Source organism: Cupriavidus sp. FW305-F7 (genome assembly GCF_058782875.1).
Genome location: NZ_JBYSYC010000020.1, coordinates 18286 through 34574 on the forward strand (window position 1 = coordinate 18286; position 16289 = coordinate 34574).

Consider the following 16289-nt stretch of genomic DNA (forward strand, 5'->3'; position numbering starts at 1 on the left):
GGGTCGCTCGGTCGCGTCGCTGGCGCGGTACTAGCCCTGGAAGGGCTTGCCCATCGGCTTGAGACGGATGCCGGGGGCAAGCCTGGTCCAGGGCAGGTCTGCGGGATCCGCCGTCATCGGGCCGGGCGCCTTGGCCACCAGCACGGCGTGCGCGATGCCCTGGAAATCGGCCCGGAAATGCACCGAGCTCTTGTTGACGAGAATCTTCATGGCCTCGGGCTCTACCCCGCCTACGCGGAACAGGTTGCGGTCCAGCATCTGGGCCTTGCCGGCACTGACGACCACCAGCACATCGTCGATACTCAACAGCGCGACGGGCCCGACATCGGCCAGCATGCCGTTCATCATCGGCCCGCCGTAGCGGCATACGCCATCGGAGAGCTTCAGCACCTTAAAGCGCCCCCGCAGCGGCTCGTCACCGGGGACCCCGGAAACACCGCCGAGAGCGACGTCGATGGTGGCTCCCACGCCGGCGCGGTGCGCCTCGGCCGCCACGGCCGGATCCCAGATCAGCCCGATGGCCGCGTGCCGCGCGCCGTGACGCAGCAAGGCGCGCAGCATGCCCGTGGTGTTCGAATCGCCGCCGGCCCCGGGATTGTCCTGCGTGTCGGCAATGACCACCGGGCGCGTCGCCCCCTCGGCCAGCCGCATGGCCTCGAGCACGGCTTCGTCCGGCGAGAGGAACGGGACCTCCCAGGCAGGCTCCTCCGCCAGCATCCGGTCGTACAAGGCCTGCACCGCCGCCTCGACCGCTGCGGCATCCTCGCCGTATCCCCAGATCACCGGCCCGCATTCCGGGAAATCGGCTGCGGGAAAGCCCGGCGCGAACGACAGCGACACCACGGCGCCGCTTTCCCCCTGCTGCAGCAGCGAATACATGGCGCGGGCAGGCTCCAGCATCGTGCACATGCCGTTGATCGGGATCAGGAACGGCAGCCGGCGTACGGCGCGATGCAGCGGCCCCCTGCCCTCCAGCAAACGCTGCAGTAATGCCGCGGCCCGCTCGCCGGTCTCGGCCATGTCCACGTGCGGATACGTACGATAGGCCACCAGTGCGTCGGCGGCCTCGAGCATCGCTCGCGTGACGTTGGCATGCAGATCGAGCGACGCGACCACGGGCACGCCCGGCCCCACCACGGCACGGATGCGCGTGAGCAGGGTGCCTTCGCCATCGTCCGTATGTTCGGCAACCATCGCGCCATGCAGGTCCAGATAGACCGCATCGAACCCGCCGGCGCGCGTGGCCTCGACGATTTCGCCGGCAATGCGCTCGAACGCATCCTCAGTCACGTGCGCGGATGGGCTGGCGCCGGCCCAGATCACCGGCAGCAGCGTCCAGCCGCGCCGCTCTGCCGCGGCAATGAAGCCGCCGGCCGGAATGTTGACGTCGCGCAGCGACAGCACGTCATCGCCACGCACCATCGCCGGAAAGCCCTCGCCGCGCTCGAAGCTGGCATAGGTGGCCTTTGACGGTGCAAAGGTATTGGTCTCGTGCTGAAATCCGGCGATCAGAATCCGTGTTGCCAATGTTGTCTCCGTAAGTTGAATGGCCAGCCTCAGGCGGGCGAGACCGCGCCCTGGGGCGATGGCATCCGGTTGGCTACCAGTACGGCCGCTCCGGCCATCAGCAGCGCCACCATCACCAGCAGGCCGGCCTGCATGCTGCCGGTGGCGGTGCGCACCGCCCCAATGATGGTCGGGCTCAGGAAGCCGCCAATCAGGCCGATGGTATTGATCAGCGCGATGCCACCCGCGGCGGCATCACCCTTCAGGTATTGCGACGGAATCGCCCAGAACACCGTGTAGGCGGCCCACATCATCGCCGTGGCGACGGTCATGCAAAGCAATGACAGCGGCAGGTTTCCACTCGACACCGTGGCCAGGGCCAGCGCCACGGCGCCGACAAATGCGGGGACCGCGCTGTGCCAGCGGCGCTCGCCGCGACGATCCGAGCTGCGGCCGATCACGACCATGGCAATCGCCGCCGCCATGTACGGAATCATCGAATACAGCCCGATCTGCATGGTGTCCGTGACGCCGTCGGCCTTGAGGATCGACGGCAGCCAGAAGCTCACGGCGTAGATGCCGCAGATCATCGTGAAGTAGGCAAAGGCTAGCAGGTAGACGCGCCGATCGCGTGCCACCTGGCCGAATGACTGGTGGCCGCCTGCCGGCACCTGCAGTTCAGCCGCCAGCATGCGCTTCTCTTCGTCGCTGAGCCACTTCGCCTCGGCGGGCCTGTCGGCCAGCACGCGCAGCGCCAGGGCACCGAGCAGCACGCAAGGCAGCCCTTCGACCAGGAACATCCATTGCCAGCCCGCCAGGCCATGCGCGCCGGACAGGCCTGTCATCAGCCACGTAGACAGCGGCGAGCCGAAGATCCCGCCGATGGGCCCGGCCAGCATCACCACGGCCATCACGCGCGCCATGCGCCGCTGCCCGTACCAGTAGGTGAGATAGAAGATCATGCCCGGTGCAAAGCCGGCCTCGAACACGCCGAGCAGAAAGCGCAGCACATAGAACGTGGTCTCGTCACGCACGAACATCATGCCCGCGGAAGTGATACCCCACAGCACCAGGATGCGGCTGATGGTCTTGCGGGCACCAATCCGGGGCAGCAGCAGGTTGCTCGGGATTTCGAACAGGACGTAACCGAAGAAGAAGATGCCGGCGCCCAGCCCGTACACCGCATCGGAAAAGCCGAGATCGCTTTGCATCTGCAGTTTGGCAAAGCCGATATTGACGCGATCCAGGTAGGCAAAGGTGTAGCAGAGCAGCAGGAACGGCAACAGGCGCCAGTTCAGCTTGCGGTACAGCGCCTGCTGCGCGGCGCTGGCGTACTCCGGCGTGGTACGTGGGGGCAGGGTTGCGGACATGTCGGTCTCTCCCGTGGTCGGCTCTATCTCTTGTGGATGCGATGTCGTTCAGGGTCGATCCTCTGGCATATGAAAAAACAGAGCAAGAGCAACTTAAGTCCGCTATCGTTGCCCTATTGGCAACAGCGGGATCCGACATGCGGGAACTGAACCAGCGCAGGCTGCGCTATTTCCACGAGGTACTGACACATGGCTCGATCCGTGGTGCGGCCGACAGCATCAACACCTCGCCATCGGTGATCACGCGCCAGATCCGGCTGCTGGAAGAGGAGGTCGGCGCGCCGCTGTTCGACCGCCATGCACGCGGGGTGCAGCCGACCGAAGCCGCAGTACACCTGCTTGAGTACTGGCGCGGCTGCCGCGCACAGCAGGAGCTCTTCGAGGACCGCCTGCAGGCCTTGCGCGGCCTGCAGCACGGCCAGGTGCGCATCGCCACCAGCGAGGGCTATGTCGACGGACTGATGGACGAAGTGCTGACGGATTTCTGTGCGCGCTATCCCAGGCTCGACGTGACCGTCGACATCCTCCCGGTCAACAACGTCCTGCAAGAGGTAGCGGAAAGCCGCGCGCATATCGGGCTGGCCTACAATCCGCCTACGCATGCCGATATCACCTGGGTTGCCACGTCATCGCAACCGGTGGTGCTGCTGGTGCATGCCGGGCATCCCCTGGCACGCCGGGGCGGCAAGGTCGACGTGCGCGAACTGGGCGACTACCCGCTGGCGATGATGCCGCCGGCATTCGGACTCGGGCAGGTCGTGCAGATGCTGGCCTACACGGAGAATGTCCAGATCCGCCCGACGCTGACCACGAACTCCCTGGCCGTGCTGCGCCATTTCGTGAAGCGGCATGATGGCATCACGCTGATCGGCGGGTTCGCGGCCTATCGTGAATTGCAGTCCGCCGAACTGGTTACGCTGCCTATCGCCCATCCGCTGTTCGAGGCCGCCAAGGCACGTCTGCTGGTGAAGACAGGCCGCCCGATGGGCGTGGCCGCGAATACGCTGCTGGACTGCATCCTGCGCGACATGCAGATGTTCGCGACAGCCCGTTCGCGCAGTCGGGGACGACCCCGTCCAGGAAGCCGCCGCGCAGGTGACTGAGCGGCGAAGGTGCAACGCCCGGTCAGACCTTCCTGACGAACTCCGATTTCAGGCTCATGGCACCAAAGCCGTCGATCTTGCAGTCGATATCGTGGTCACCGTCGACCAGGCGAATGTTCTTCACCTTGGTACCCATCTTGACCACACCGGCCGACCCCTTCAGCTTCAGGTCCTTGATGACGGTGACGGTGTCCCCATCCTGCAGGATATTGCCTGCCGCATCGCGATACACCCTGGCTTCCGGTTCGGTCGGCGCCGCGGCCTGCGCCGACCATTCATGCGCGCATTCCGGGCAGATGTAGAGGCCTCCGTCTTCATAGGTGAACTCGGAATGACATTTTGGGCAGGGAGGCAAAGCGCTCATGGGGACTCTCGGGTGTCTGGCCAGGGCCGTAAAGGAGCAGAAGTATACCGCCCCGGCCTATGGCAACATATCGGGCGGCAGCACGCTCCATCCCGAAACGCTGCCGGATGTCGTCAGGCGTTGGCTCCTGAGGACGCCGTTGTCGTCGAACTCGAAGAAAACCGTCGACGACCGGATCGCGCCGCCGGCGAACAGCGGGCCAATGAACGGGATAAAGCTCTCAGGGTGCGGCCTGGAGGCCGCAAACGAATAGATCAGGATGGTTGACCCGTTGACCAGGGTAGTCTGCGACGAGGGCTTCCCCAGCTGGCTGGTAACGTCGTCGAGGGTGGAGAAACCGAGCAGGAAGTTCGACATTTGCTCCTGTTTCACCTCGACGCCCGTCGATACGCAGGCGGCCAGCATGACGCAAGTCACAATCAATGCGTGAGCAGGCTTCATGTCGTCACCGCCATACTGTTTGCGCCGTGACGGGAACGCGCTGGAGGCGCCCGGCAGGCCATTCAGAAAGCATACAACTTTGCTGAACGCTGCGCTGAGGCGCCCGCAGGGCGCCTGCCCTCCTTGCCGGCCCCCTACTCCGGCACGAAATGTATCGACCGCAGCAACTCCGCCTGCCGATCATGGGCGGCGCGCGCCTCCCTGGACAGCGCCTCGCTGCTGAGCGGCTGCCCGGCGTCCATGCCCATGGCCTCCACGCGCTCGCGGTAGCCGGGCTGCTGCACGATGGCCAGCGTGGCGTTGCGGATCCTTTCCTGCACCGCCGCCGGCACGTCCGGTGGCAGCCACACCCCCATCCAGCTGGGCTCCGTCATCGCCGCGAAGCCGACTTCGGCGAAGGTCGGCACATCCGGCAACGCGGGGATGCGCTTGGGATACGCCACGGCATAGGCCTTGAGCTTGCCGGACTTGATCAGCGGCAGCGACGTGGCCAGGCCGTCGAACATCAGCGGCACATGGCCGCCCATCACGTCCTGCAGCGCGGGCGGCGATCCCTTGTAGCCGACATGGTTCATGTTCACGCCTGCCAGGCGGTTGAACTGGACGCCGATGGTCTGCCCGCGCATGCCGGCGGCATAAGAGGCATAGTCGATCTGCCCGGGCTTGCTCTTGATGTAGGCAAGCAATTCGCTGAAGTTCTTCGCCGGCAGCTTGGGGTTGGCCACCAGCACCAGCCCGGTACGGGCCACCTGGGCAACGGGTTTCAGGTCCTTGAAAGGATCGAACGAGACCTTCAGCGCCAGCGGCGTCTCGGAGACGATGCCGCCCTGGATCAGCAGCAGTGTATGCCCGTCATGCGGTGCGGAAAGCAGGGTGTTGACGGCGATCGCCCCGGCGCCGCCAGGCTTCTGCTCGACAATCACCGGCTTGCCCAGCGACTGCGTCAGCCCCTCGGCCAGCAGGCGCCCGAGGAAATCGGCGGTGCCGCCGGCGGGGCCGCCGACCACGATCTTGACCACCTTGGTTGGCCACGCCTGGGCCTGGGCGGTCGATGGAAGCGCAGCCGGCAGCGCCACCGACAGCGCCAGGCCCAACATGCATGACAGCGACGCCCTGCGGCGCGCCGACGGTTGTGCTTGATTCATGGTTGTCTCCAATGTGCGAGGGTTGTTCAGGGCAGCAGCCGGCTTCATCGTGAGCCGGTGCTTTGCCACCCTTGCCCTTCTGCTGGCGGATCGCCAATGCCAACCGGCCCGGGTCAGGCGGCCTTGCGCAGGAAGCCCTGATTGCCGCCATTGCGGTTCGGCGCGAAGCCGTTGGCCTCCAGCGTCTCTTCGACGGTGTCGTAGAACACGCCGATCTTCTGGATTTCGCGCGCTTCCTGGGCCGTTGCCACCTTGCGGCCAAATTCGCCCGCGATGCGCACCAGCTGCTCGATCTGCTTCACCGTGCTCATCTTGGCCGTGCGCGACTGGTTCCAGAGGCAGTCCTCGGTTCCGCATCGCACATGCAGGCCCAGGGCAATCCCCATCATGTTCACAGGCAGCACGTTGCGCACGGAGCTTTCGACGGTCAGCACCGCGCCATCCGGGACGGCGCGAACGATGTTGGCGAGGTTGAAGACGCTGGGCGCATCCATGCCGCCGCTGATCGCCACCCAGTTCATGACCAGCGGGCCCTTGTACACGCCGCGCCGGATCAGCCGCTCAACGGATTCGAAGCTGTTGATGTTGTAGCACTGGAATGCGCTCTGGATGCCGGCAGCGGAAAGACGCCGGATGTGCTCTTCGACCCAGCCCGGCTGGGCGGGAACCGTCATTTCCTTGTACGCATTGAAGATCGCGGGGTTCTCTCGCGAGGTGCCCTTGAAATCCGCGAGTTCCGCATGCTCCGTCACGTTCATCTGCGACGTGTTTACCGTGACGGTCACCTGGTCCGGAACGGGGTCGAGTTCGGCAAGCATGTGGCGCGTGTCGTCGGACAGCCACTTGGCGGCATCCCCCTCGTTTTCCGGCGCAAAGCTGATCGATCCGCCCACCTGGATGATCATCTCCGGCACCGCCTTGCGCACCCCGGCGATCAGCTCGTTGAACTTGGACAGACGCTTCGAGCCTTTGCCGTCAAGCTCGCGCACATGCAGGTGCAGCACAGTCGCACCGGCGTTGTAGCAGTCCACGGCCTTCTGGATCTGGTCTTCCATCGTCACGGGGATGTCTTCCGGGAAATCGGACGGCAGCCAGCCCGGTGCGTAGGGTGCCGCCGTGATGATCAACGGCTGCTGGTTTTCAGGGAACAGGGATCCATCGAGGTAATTCACGGCATGTCTCCATTGATAAAGGCACGTGGCCTGGCGGCGGCTGGCGCGCCTTAGAACGGCTTGTCGCCGATGATGGCGGCGCGCTCCATCTTGCGCGGCGCCGGCCAGTAGTCCTGCACCGCGTAGTGCTGGGTGCAGCGGTTGTCCCAGATGGCCACGCTGTTGGGCTGCCAGCGGAAACGCACCTGGTATTCGGGAATCGCCGCCTGGCTGATCAGGTAGTTCAGCAGATGGCTGGCGCCCGGGGTCTTGTCCTGTCCGTAGCGCACGTTCTCGGGCGTATGGAAGTTGGCGAAATGCGTGGAGAAGCCGCAGACGTAGAGCGCCTTCTCGCCGGTTTCCGGATGCGTGCGCACCACCGGGTGCTCGACCATGGGGTACTGCGCGGCAAGGCTGGCGCGCTTTTCCGGGCTCATCGCCGCGCCGAACGAATGCTCGATGCTGTGCTTGGCGCGCAGCCCGGCGATACGCTGCTTGATGTCCTCGGGCAGGTGCTCGTAGGCCGCCGCCATGTTCACCCAGATGGTGTCGCCGCCGACCGGCGGGCATTCGATGCAGCGCAGCACGCAGCCCATGGGCGGGGTTTCGCGCCAGCTGCCGTCGGTGTGGTAGCTGTTCTCGTAGTTCTCGCGCTTGTCGCTGCGATAGATCTGGACCAGTCCCGGATGGTCGGGATCGCTGCCGGCGACGGGATGGTCTTCCAGTTCGCCGAAGCGGCGCGCGAATGCCACGTGATCCGCGCGGGAGATTTCCTGGTCGCGCAGGAACAGCACCTTGTGCGTGAGCAGCAGGGACTTGACCTCGGCAAACAGCGCGTCGTCGCGCGCGGCATCGGCCAGGCTGACGCCGCTGACTTCGGCGCCGATATTGCAGGTAAGGGGTTGGGCTCGCATGGGGACGCTCCTTTACAGCACAAAGATCGAAGACCCGGTGGTCTTGCGTGATTCCAGGTCGCGGTGGGCCTGCACGGCATCCTGCAGCGCATAGCGCTGGTTGATTTCGATGCGGATACGGCCAGCGGCAACGTGGCCGAACACCTCGGCGGCCAGTTCGGCCTTTTCGGCGGGGTCCGCAATGTAGTCGGCCAGCGCCGGTCGGGTCAGGTAGACCGAACCCTTTCTCGCCAGCAGCTGCGGATCAAACGGCGGGATGGTGCCGGAGGCCGTGCCGACGCAGACCATCAACCCGCGCCGCTTCAGCGAATCCAGCGACGCCATGAAGGTGCTCTTGCCCACGCTGTCGAAGACCACGGACACGCCCGCGCCATCGGTCAGCTCCCGCACCCGCTTTGCGACGTCCTCATGGCTGTAGTTGATGATGTGGTTGCAGCCATGGGCACGCGCCACCTCTGCCTTGGCCTCGGTCGAGACGGTGCCGATCACGGTCAGGCCGAGCAGCCTGGCCCATTGCGAGACGATCAGCCCCACGCCGCCGGCAGCCGCGTGCAGCAGGATGGTTTCGCCACCGCTGAACGGGTAGATGCGGCGCATCAGGTAGGCGGAGGTCAGGCCGCGCATGGTCATTGCCGCCGCGGTTTCGAAGCTGATCGCTTCCGGCAGGCGGATCAGCGGTGCGGCAGGCACCAGGCGCTCGGTGCTGTACGCACCCAGGGTGTTGATAAAGCCGGTATATGTGACGCGATCGCCCTCCGCGACATGGGTCACGCCCGGCCCGACCGCCTGCACCACGCCGGCTGCCTCCACGCCCATGCCGCTGGGCAGCGGCACCGGGTAGGTGCCGTTGCGGAAGTAAGTGTCGGCATAGTTCAGCCCGACGGCGGCGTGGCGGATCCGCACCTCGCCCGGGCCCGGGTCGCCGACCTCGGCGTCCTCATAGCGGAGGACTTCGGGCCCTCCGGTCTCGTACATGCGAATGGCTTTTGCCAAGGCTGTCTCCTGATTGTCGTGTCCTGCCCGCGCCGCTATCATTGGCGCGACGGTAACGATTGTCAGACAGCCATGGCGCGGCACCCTTGACCGATCGCGCCAGGATTTGACATTTGATGACGGACACGACCGACGCCCCCACCCACTCTCGCGGCAGCCTTATGACCGTCCTTGTTCGCAGCGCTTCCCTGACCAAATACCTGGAGATTGCCCGGGGCGCGGGCCTGGATCCGGTGCGCATGGTGGCCCAGGCAGGCCTGGACCAGGCCTGCCTGTACACCCCGGACCTGCGCATCCCGGAAGCGCGCCTGGCCGAAGTGCTGGAGGCATCGGCGCGAGTCACGGCCTGCCATTCGCTTGGCCTGATGGTGGGGGAATCGTGGCGCCTGTCAGACTTCGGCCCGGTCAGCCTGCTGCTGCAGCACCAGCCCACGCTGCGCCACGCGCTGGCGGAGATCGAGCGCTACCGCCACTGGCTCAGCGACTCCATCTCCATCCTGGTCACGGAATATCCAGAGATCACGGTGCTGCATGTGACGTTGCAGACGGGCCGGCACCAGCCCGGCAGGCAGGCCATGGAACTGACAGTCGCCGCCCTGTACAGCCTGATCCGCGCCATCCTGGGCACGTCCTGGAAGCCGCACAGCGTGCATTTCGCCCATGCGGCGCCGGCCGACCTGCAAATCCACCGGCGCCTGTTCGGACAACACATTGAGTTTGGTTCAGAGTTCGACGGGCTGGTGCTCGCCGGCGGCGACCTGGATCGCGTCAATCCCCTGGCCGATGCCAGCCTGGCCGGGTACGCCAGGGGCTTCCTCGACCTGCAGCCGGGGGTCGGCAAGCCTTCCATCGCGGCCGACGTCCGGCGCACCCTGCACCAGCTGTTGCCGCGCGGGCGCGGCGCGGTGGAACAGGTCGCGCAAAGCCTTGGCATCAGTCCGCGCACGCTGCAGCGCCAGCTGGAGCAGGATGGCGATACCTTCTCCGCACTGGTCAATGAAGTGCGCCGCGAGCTTGCGCAACGCTACCTGCAGGATCCGCAGCGCCCGCTCGCCCGGGTCGCCACGCTGCTGGGGTTTTCAGAACCCAGCGCATTCTCGCGCTGGTTCGCGGCACAGTTCGGCAAGTCGCCGACGCGCTGGCGCCAGGACGGCGCCTGAGACGGACTGCCTACTTCAGGTACTTCATCGTGGCGACACCCGTTGCCACCAGCAACTCCCCATCCAGCCACACCTCTGCGCGCGAAAAGAAGATCGAGCGTCCGCGCCGGTCGACCATGCCCTTCGCGGTCAGCAACTTGCCCGTCCCGTTACTCAGGAAGTTCGAGGTCAGCGACAGCGTGACCGCATGGCGCGCGGCCTCGCCCGGCGCCGAGTAAAGGCCCGAATAGCCAGTGGCGGCGTCGAGCAAGGTGCAGAGGGTGCCGCCATGCACCACCCGGCTGCGGTTGAGCATATTGGGCGCGAGCGGCAGCTCAAGTTCTACATAGTCGTCGCGCCACTGGGTGATCCTGACACCGATGCTCTCCAGTGCCGGATTGTCCAGACAGAACTCGCCATCGCCCTCACCTTGAGGTTTTACCGCATCCATTGCTTGGGTTTCCATTTCGCTGATCGTTTCTCTGATACCGGTGCAGCGCGTGGCTTGCTCGCTGGCCCGAAGCCCCATTTCTGCGCGATTTACGGCTTTTCGTAAATCTCTATTTCACGAAGCGCATCTTTTGCCAGCATGAATAGGCCACTGGGGGTCATTCATTCGCCGCGCCTGCGCCGCCTTTGACTCGGTATTGAGAACGACCTAGGCTAAGTAAGCTTCCCCTGCACCTTGGCCACACACCACGGGCAAGTGATGTACCAGCGACGTTGCGACGTCCTGCAAAACCAGGAGGGCTCACCCATGAACATGCGGCCAGATCCGACATTTCACGCCTCGCCGGAACTTGCGATCAGCGCACCAGCGGAATCATTTGCTTATACGGTGCTGCTAAGCCCCGACGCCTCGCAGCCAGACGCGCTCGCGGTGATCGACGCCAAACCCGGCTCGCCCACCTACAGCCAGGTCGTGCATACCGTGCCGATGACCAACAAGGGCGACGAGTTGCACCATTTCGGCTGGAATGCGTGCTCGTCGTCGTTGTCGCCGCTGACCGGCCATGCGTTTCTCGAACGGCGCTACCTGATCATTCCGGGCATGCGCTCGTCGCGCCTGTATATCATCGACACCAAGCCCCACCCGACCCAGGCACGGATCCACAAGATCGTTGAACCGGACGAGATCTTCCGCAAGACCGGCTACTCCAGGCCCCATACCGTGCACTGCGGGCCGGAGGGCATCTACGTCAGCACGCTCGGGGGCGGTGGCCCGGATGGCACGGACGGCGCGCCCGGCATCTTCATCATGGACTGCGAGACCTTCGACGTGCTGGGCCGCTGGGAAATCGACCGCGGCGAACAGGAGAAGCACTACGACTTCTGGTGGAACCTGCCGCGCGACTACATGGTGTCCAGCGAATGGGCCCTGCCGCCGCAGTTCGAGAACGGGCTGGTGCCCGAGGACCTGCTGGGCAACCGCTACGGGCACAAGCTGCATTTCTGGGACCTGCGGGCGCGCCGCAACGTGCAGACCATCGACCTGGGCGCCAACCACCAGATGGCGCTGGAAGTCCGGCCTGCGCATGATCCGATCCGGGAATACGGCTTTGTTGGCGTGGTGGTCGATACCACCAACCTGGAAGGCTCGATCTGGACCTGGTGGCGCGAAGGCGGCAAGTTCCACGCCGAGAAGACGGCAACCATCCCGCCCGAAGCCGCCGACGCAAGCCTGCTGCCGCCGCTGCTGCAGGGCTTCGGTGCCGTGCCGCCGCTGGTGACCGATATCGATCTGTCCCTCGACGACAAGTTCCTCTACGTGTCCTGCTGGGGCACCGGCGAAATGCGGCAGTATGACGTGAGCGATCCGCGCAACCTGAAGCTCGCCGGCTCGGTCCATATCGGCGGCATCGTCCGCCGCACGCCGCATCCCAACGGCAAGCCATTTGCCGGCGGCCCGCAGATGGTCGAGATCAGCCGCGACGGCAAGCGCGTCTACTGGACCAACTCGCTCTACTCCACCTGGGACAACCAGTTCTACCCAGACGGCATCCCCGGCACGCAGGTCATGGCGCATGCCGGCCCAGACGGCGGGCTGACGCTGGCCGATGACTATTGGGTCGAGTTTCCGGAAGGCTACCGCGCGCACCAGATCCGGCTGGAAGGCGGCGACTGTTCGACCGACTCGTTTTGCTATCCGTCGGTCAAGGCTTGACCGGTCACGCTTGGGAACAGATCGGCCTCTGGTCGGCAGTGCTGGCCAGCGGCCTCTATCACGGCATCAACCCGGCCATGGGCTGGCCGCTGGCGGTATCGAACGGCCTGCTGGCGCATAGCAGCCGCGCCCTCCTTGCCGCGCTCGGGTACCTGGCTTTCGGGCACGCGCTTGCGGTATTGGCGGTAACGCTGCCTTTCGGCATGCTGGCTGCCCTGGTCGCCTGGCAAGCGCAAATCCGCATCGGCGCCAGCGTGCTGCTGGTTGGTTGCGGCATCGTGCTGCTGCTCAGGCGAGGCCACCCGCGGGCACTGGTGCGCATCGCGCCATCGCGGCTAGCGCTATGGTCGTTCGCGGTGGCGATTGCGCATGGCGCCGGCCTGATGCTGGTGCCGATCTATCTTGGCCTCTGCCGTGTCGAGGCGGACCTGGGGCACCAGGCCGCCGCCACGCTCGCCAGCGCCAACCTGGGCATGGCGCTGGTGGTCGCCGTCATCCACACCCTGGCCATGTTCGCCGTGGGCGGCGGCATGGCATGGCTGGTCTACCGCTACCTGGGACTGAAGTTCGTGTCGCGGAGCTGGTTCAACCTGGAGGCGGTCTGGGCCGCCAGCCTCATCCTGGTCGGGATGCTGGCGCTGGGTCTTGAAGCCTTTGGATAAACGCTGAACTCAACCGGCCAGCCGCGCCGCCAGCCGCCCGCGCGTGATCGCGGCGATCTGCGCCAGCGCTTCGTCAAGCTCCTGCTGCGTGCTGCGGCCAAGGCGGCGCTCGAACGCGGCGAAGATGCCCTCGCGGGTGTAGTGGCGCACGCAGATGATGAACGGGAAGCCATGGCGCGCCTGGTAGTCAGCGGTGAGCTGGTCCAGCGCGGCCTCTTGCTGCGCCGACATCGCATCCAGGCCGGCGCTCTTCTGCTCGGCGTTGGAATCGGCCGTCATCGTGCCCGCGCGGATATTGCGTGCCGACAACTGCGGGTGCAGGTTCAGGAAATCGCGCTGGCGCGGCTCGTCGAGCTTGCGCACCACGTCCATCATGGCGCCATGCAGCGCCGTCGCCGATGCGAACGGCCGCTGCGCCCAGGCGCCCTCGGCGGCCTGCGGAAAGTGTTCGAACACGCTGCCGAAGGCATCGGCAAAGGCCGCTTCGTCCAGGGCGTTGACCGACGCCAGGTCGAGTGGTTGAGACATGGATGCTTCTCCCGTAGGGATCCCGCGCATGGGGAATCGTTGGATACGGGGCCGAGTATAGGAACGGCCCGCCACAGCGGCGAGAGCCCGCGCCCTATAGATCCCATAACAGAAACCGATACCGCTAGCGGCGCATATCGCGCAGGTCGCGCAGCTCCTGCGAGGCGGCGGTCAGCATGCCGCGCAGCCAGACATGCGCGGCCGAGCGGTGGCGCGACGGATGCCACAGCTGGTAGAAGCGCATGAACGGGAACTCGATCGGCGGTTCCAGCACCGCAAGCGGCACATGCTGCGCATGGTAGTTGGCGAAGTGGCGTGCGGTGGTCAGGATCAGGTCGGTGCCGGGGATCAGGCTGGGCGCCAGGTTGAAGTAGGGACAGCTGATGCGGTTGTCCCGGTGCACGCGCATGGTGCTCAGGCCGGCATCGACCAGGCCGCGCTGGTCGCGCGAATACGGCGTGGGCACGATATGCGAGGCGCCCAGGTAGGCCTGGGCGGTGAACTTGCCGGGCTGCGCATGCACGCTGTCCTGCGCCACCACGCACACCACCTCGTCTTCCAGCAGCACGGACAGGTGCAGGTGCTCAGGCGGATTGGGCCAGTTGCCGATCACGATATCGACCGTACCCGCCGACAGCGCCTGCTCGTAATCGAAGGTGGCCCCCAGCGGCAGCGCCGACAGCCGCGCGTGCGGCGCCGCACGCCGCACCGCGCGCACCACGTGCGCGAAGAACGGCGGGGCCAGGTAGTCAGGCATGGCCACCACGAAGCTCTGCTCGGTGGTGGCGGGGTCGAAGCGGTCGTCCGAGACCAGCAGGTTGTCCAGCGCGCTGAGCGCGGCCTGGGCATTGCGCGCCAGCTGCAACGCGCGCTCGGTCGGCACCATGACGTTCTTCTCGCGCGTGAGCAGCGGGTCGTTGAAGATCGCGCGCAGGCGCTTGAGCGCGGCGCTGATGGCCGGCTGCGACTGGTTCAGGCGGATCGCCGTGCGCGACACGCTCTGCTCGGCGATCAGGATGCACAGCACGCGCAGCAGGTAGGTATCGAACGGGTCGTCGGCGCGAATCATGTTGGGTCCGTGGCAGAAAAAGTGGAGGCCTGGCGGGTGCGGCTGCCGCCGCTCCGGGCGGCAACGCCGTGCCAGGCAATGGCGACTTTGTAGCGTGTCGCGCACCGCACGACAACCGGTACAACCCGGACGAGCCTGCCCGGTCCGCGTGCGCGCACCCCGGAAAACGGCCTGCCTAGGGTAATCCATAGGTCCGCCAGGGCCCCGCCGGAGCACCCGCAAACCCGCGCCACACAAGGGATTGCAGCCCATATCGGTGCTGCTATGGGGTCTATACCAGCCCCCTCGTTTCGCATTGGCGGGCCATTCATATACTTGCTCCCAACCCGGCGGACGGCATGCACCGCCGCCAAGCAAGACCTGGCAGAACACGACAAGACAGGAGACATCATGTCGATCACGAAACAAGGCATCCCGGTATTTGCCGGCACCGCCGACGACGCCGAGGACAGCGTCTACCGGAAGGTAACCTGGCGCCTGCTGCCCTTCCTTGGGGTGCTGTGGGTACTGGCCTGGCTGGACCGCGTCAACATCGGCTTCGCCAAGCTGCAGATGCTGGATGCGCTCCACTTCAGCGAGGCCGTGTACGGGCTGGGCGCGGGCATTTTCTTCCTTGGCTACTTCTTCTTCGAGGTGCCGTCGAACATGCTGCTGCAGAAGATCGGCGCCAAAAAGACGATCATGCGCATCACCATCTGCTGGGGCGTGATCTGCATGCTGCAGACCTTTGTCACCACGCCCACGCAGTTCTACATCCTGCGCTTCCTGCTGGGCGCATTCGAAGCCGGCTTCTACCCGGGCGTGATCCTGTACCTGACCTACTGGTACCCGTCGCAGCGCCGCGCGCGCGCCTTCGGCACCTTCATGTCCGCATCGGCCATCGCCGGCGTGCTGGGCGGCCCGCTGGCCGGCTGGATCATGACCAGCATGGCTGGCGTGAACGGCATGCACGGCTGGCAGTGGCTGTTCATCCTGGAAGGCATCCCGTCGGTGCTGGCCGGCATCTTTGCCTGGTTCTACATGACCGACAAGCCGGAGCAGGCGCGCTGGCTCTCCGACGACGAGAAGCGCGTGCTGCAGGACGCCCTCAAGCGCGACAACGCCGCCCTGGGCGAGCGCGGCCACGACTGGCGCACGCTCTTCACCAACCCCAAGGTGTGGCTGCTGATCGCGATCTTCTTCTGCCTGCTGTGCGCCAACTCGACGCTGACCTTCTGGATCCCGACCATCATCAAGGACGTGGGCTTCACCACGCCGATGGCGGTGGGCTGGATCGCCGCCGTGGCCTACCTGTGCGGCGCCGCCGGCATGATCCTCAACGGCGCGCATTCCGACCGCCGCAACGAAGTGCGCTGGCACTTCAGCGGCGCGGCGCTGGTCGGTGGCGGTGCCATGGCCGTGCTGGCCGTGCTGCTGGGCGCGCAGGTGCTGTCGCCGGTGATCGCACTGCTGGCCATGACCGCCGCGCTGGTCGGCACCATGAGCGCCATCCCCGTGTTCTGGCAGCTGCCCAACCGATACCTGGCAGGCAGCGCCGCCGCGGTGGGCGTGGCCCTGATCAACTCGGTGGCCAACCTGGCCGGCTTTGGCGCGCCCTATGTGATGGGGCTGATCAAGAACACTACCGGCAAGCTCACCTCCGGCCTGTACCTGGTGGCGGTGATCGAGGTGCTGGCCGCGGCGCTGGTGCTGGTCGGCATCCGCAAGCTGGGCGGCAAGCACGGCAAGCAAGGGGCCTGA

Annotated in this window: 16 protein-coding genes; 5 read left to right on the forward strand and 11 right to left on the reverse strand. The window is 65.8% G+C overall.

Features of this window, described 5'->3' with window-relative positions:
• Nucleotides 1-30: 30 nt before the first annotated feature.
• Nucleotides 31-1527: a M81 family metallopeptidase gene (locus AC3WL8_RS19315; RefSeq protein WP_492378646.1), complete on the reverse strand. Its 1497-nt coding sequence runs from the start codon at nt 1525-1527 to the stop codon at nt 31-33.
• 29 nt (nt 1528-1556) lie between these two features.
• Nucleotides 1557-2876 (reverse strand): MFS transporter, encoded by a 1320-nt coding sequence (locus AC3WL8_RS19320; protein ID WP_153955861.1) that lies wholly within the window; start codon nt 2874-2876, stop codon nt 1557-1559.
• A 137-nt stretch (nt 2877-3013) separates the two neighbouring features.
• Here AC3WL8_RS19320 and AC3WL8_RS19325 point away from each other — a divergent pair, with 137 nt between their 5' ends.
• A complete protein-coding gene (locus AC3WL8_RS19325; protein ID WP_492378647.1) occupies nt 3014-3979 on the forward strand; it encodes a LysR family transcriptional regulator in 966 nt (321 codons plus the stop codon).
• Nucleotides 3980-4001: 22 nt separating this feature from the next.
• Here AC3WL8_RS19325 and AC3WL8_RS19330 read toward each other — a convergent pair whose 3' ends face one another.
• From AC3WL8_RS19330 to AC3WL8_RS19355, 6 genes are all read right to left on the reverse strand, one after another.
• A complete protein-coding gene (locus AC3WL8_RS19330) occupies nt 4002-4343 on the reverse strand; it encodes a zinc ribbon domain-containing protein YjdM (protein ID WP_492378648.1) in 342 nt (113 codons plus the stop codon).
• 57 nt (nt 4344-4400) lie between these two features.
• Nucleotides 4401-4784, reverse strand: coding sequence for a hypothetical protein (locus AC3WL8_RS19335; protein ID WP_492378649.1), 384 nt, complete (start codon nt 4782-4784; stop codon nt 4401-4403).
• 134 nt (nt 4785-4918) lie between these two features.
• Nucleotides 4919-5929 carry a Bug family tripartite tricarboxylate transporter substrate binding protein gene (locus tag AC3WL8_RS19340; RefSeq protein WP_153955863.1) on the reverse strand — a complete coding sequence of 337 codons (1011 nt, stop codon included), beginning with the start codon at nt 5927-5929 and terminating at the stop codon, nt 4919-4921.
• Nucleotides 5930-6042: 113 nt separating this feature from the next.
• On the reverse strand, nt 6043-7101 hold the full coding sequence (locus AC3WL8_RS19345) for a beta-keto acid cleavage family enzyme (protein WP_211981133.1): 1059 nt from the start codon (nt 7099-7101) through the stop codon (nt 6043-6045).
• 50 nt (nt 7102-7151) lie between these two features.
• Nucleotides 7152-7994: a TauD/TfdA dioxygenase family protein gene (locus AC3WL8_RS19350; protein ID WP_492378650.1), complete on the reverse strand. Its 843-nt coding sequence runs from the start codon at nt 7992-7994 to the stop codon at nt 7152-7154.
• A 12-nt stretch (nt 7995-8006) separates the two neighbouring features.
• Nucleotides 8007-8987, reverse strand: coding sequence for a quinone oxidoreductase family protein (locus AC3WL8_RS19355; RefSeq protein ID WP_211981131.1), 981 nt, complete (start codon nt 8985-8987; stop codon nt 8007-8009).
• Between the two features lie 161 nt (nt 8988-9148).
• On the opposite strand from AC3WL8_RS19355, the gene AC3WL8_RS19360 reads away from it, so the two are divergent.
• Nucleotides 9149-10147: an AraC family transcriptional regulator gene (locus tag AC3WL8_RS19360; protein ID WP_492378651.1), complete on the forward strand. Its 999-nt coding sequence runs from the start codon at nt 9149-9151 to the stop codon at nt 10145-10147.
• Between the two features lie 10 nt (nt 10148-10157).
• On the opposite strand, the gene AC3WL8_RS19365 is transcribed toward AC3WL8_RS19360, so the two are convergent.
• A complete protein-coding gene (locus AC3WL8_RS19365; RefSeq protein ID WP_051591818.1) occupies nt 10158-10577 on the reverse strand; it encodes a PaaI family thioesterase in 420 nt (139 codons plus the stop codon).
• A 306-nt stretch (nt 10578-10883) separates the two neighbouring features.
• Here AC3WL8_RS19365 and AC3WL8_RS19370 point away from each other — a divergent pair, with 306 nt between their 5' ends.
• Nucleotides 10884-12290, forward strand: coding sequence for a selenium-binding protein SBP56-related protein (locus tag AC3WL8_RS19370; protein WP_013952633.1), 1407 nt, complete (start codon nt 10884-10886; stop codon nt 12288-12290).
• A complete protein-coding gene (locus AC3WL8_RS19375) occupies nt 12287-12952 on the forward strand; it encodes a hypothetical protein (protein ID WP_041228595.1) in 666 nt (221 codons plus the stop codon). Before AC3WL8_RS19370 ends, AC3WL8_RS19375 begins: the two co-directional genes overlap by 4 nt.
• Before the next feature lie 9 nt (nt 12953-12961).
• On the opposite strand, the gene uraD is transcribed toward AC3WL8_RS19375, so the two are convergent.
• On the reverse strand, nt 12962-13480 hold the full coding sequence (uraD, locus tag AC3WL8_RS19380; RefSeq protein ID WP_492378652.1) for a 2-oxo-4-hydroxy-4-carboxy-5-ureidoimidazoline decarboxylase: 519 nt from the start codon (nt 13478-13480) through the stop codon (nt 12962-12964).
• A 124-nt stretch (nt 13481-13604) separates the two neighbouring features.
• The gene (locus AC3WL8_RS19385) at nt 13605-14549 is read right to left on the reverse strand and encodes a LysR family transcriptional regulator (RefSeq protein ID WP_041228594.1); all 945 of its coding nucleotides are present in this window, start codon (nt 14547-14549) and stop codon (nt 13605-13607) included.
• A gap of 390 nt (nt 14550-14939) precedes the next feature.
• On the opposite strand from AC3WL8_RS19385, the gene AC3WL8_RS19390 reads away from it, so the two are divergent.
• Nucleotides 14940-16289 carry an MFS transporter gene (locus AC3WL8_RS19390; RefSeq protein ID WP_153955867.1) on the forward strand — a complete coding sequence of 450 codons (1350 nt, stop codon included), beginning with the start codon at nt 14940-14942 and terminating at the stop codon, nt 16287-16289.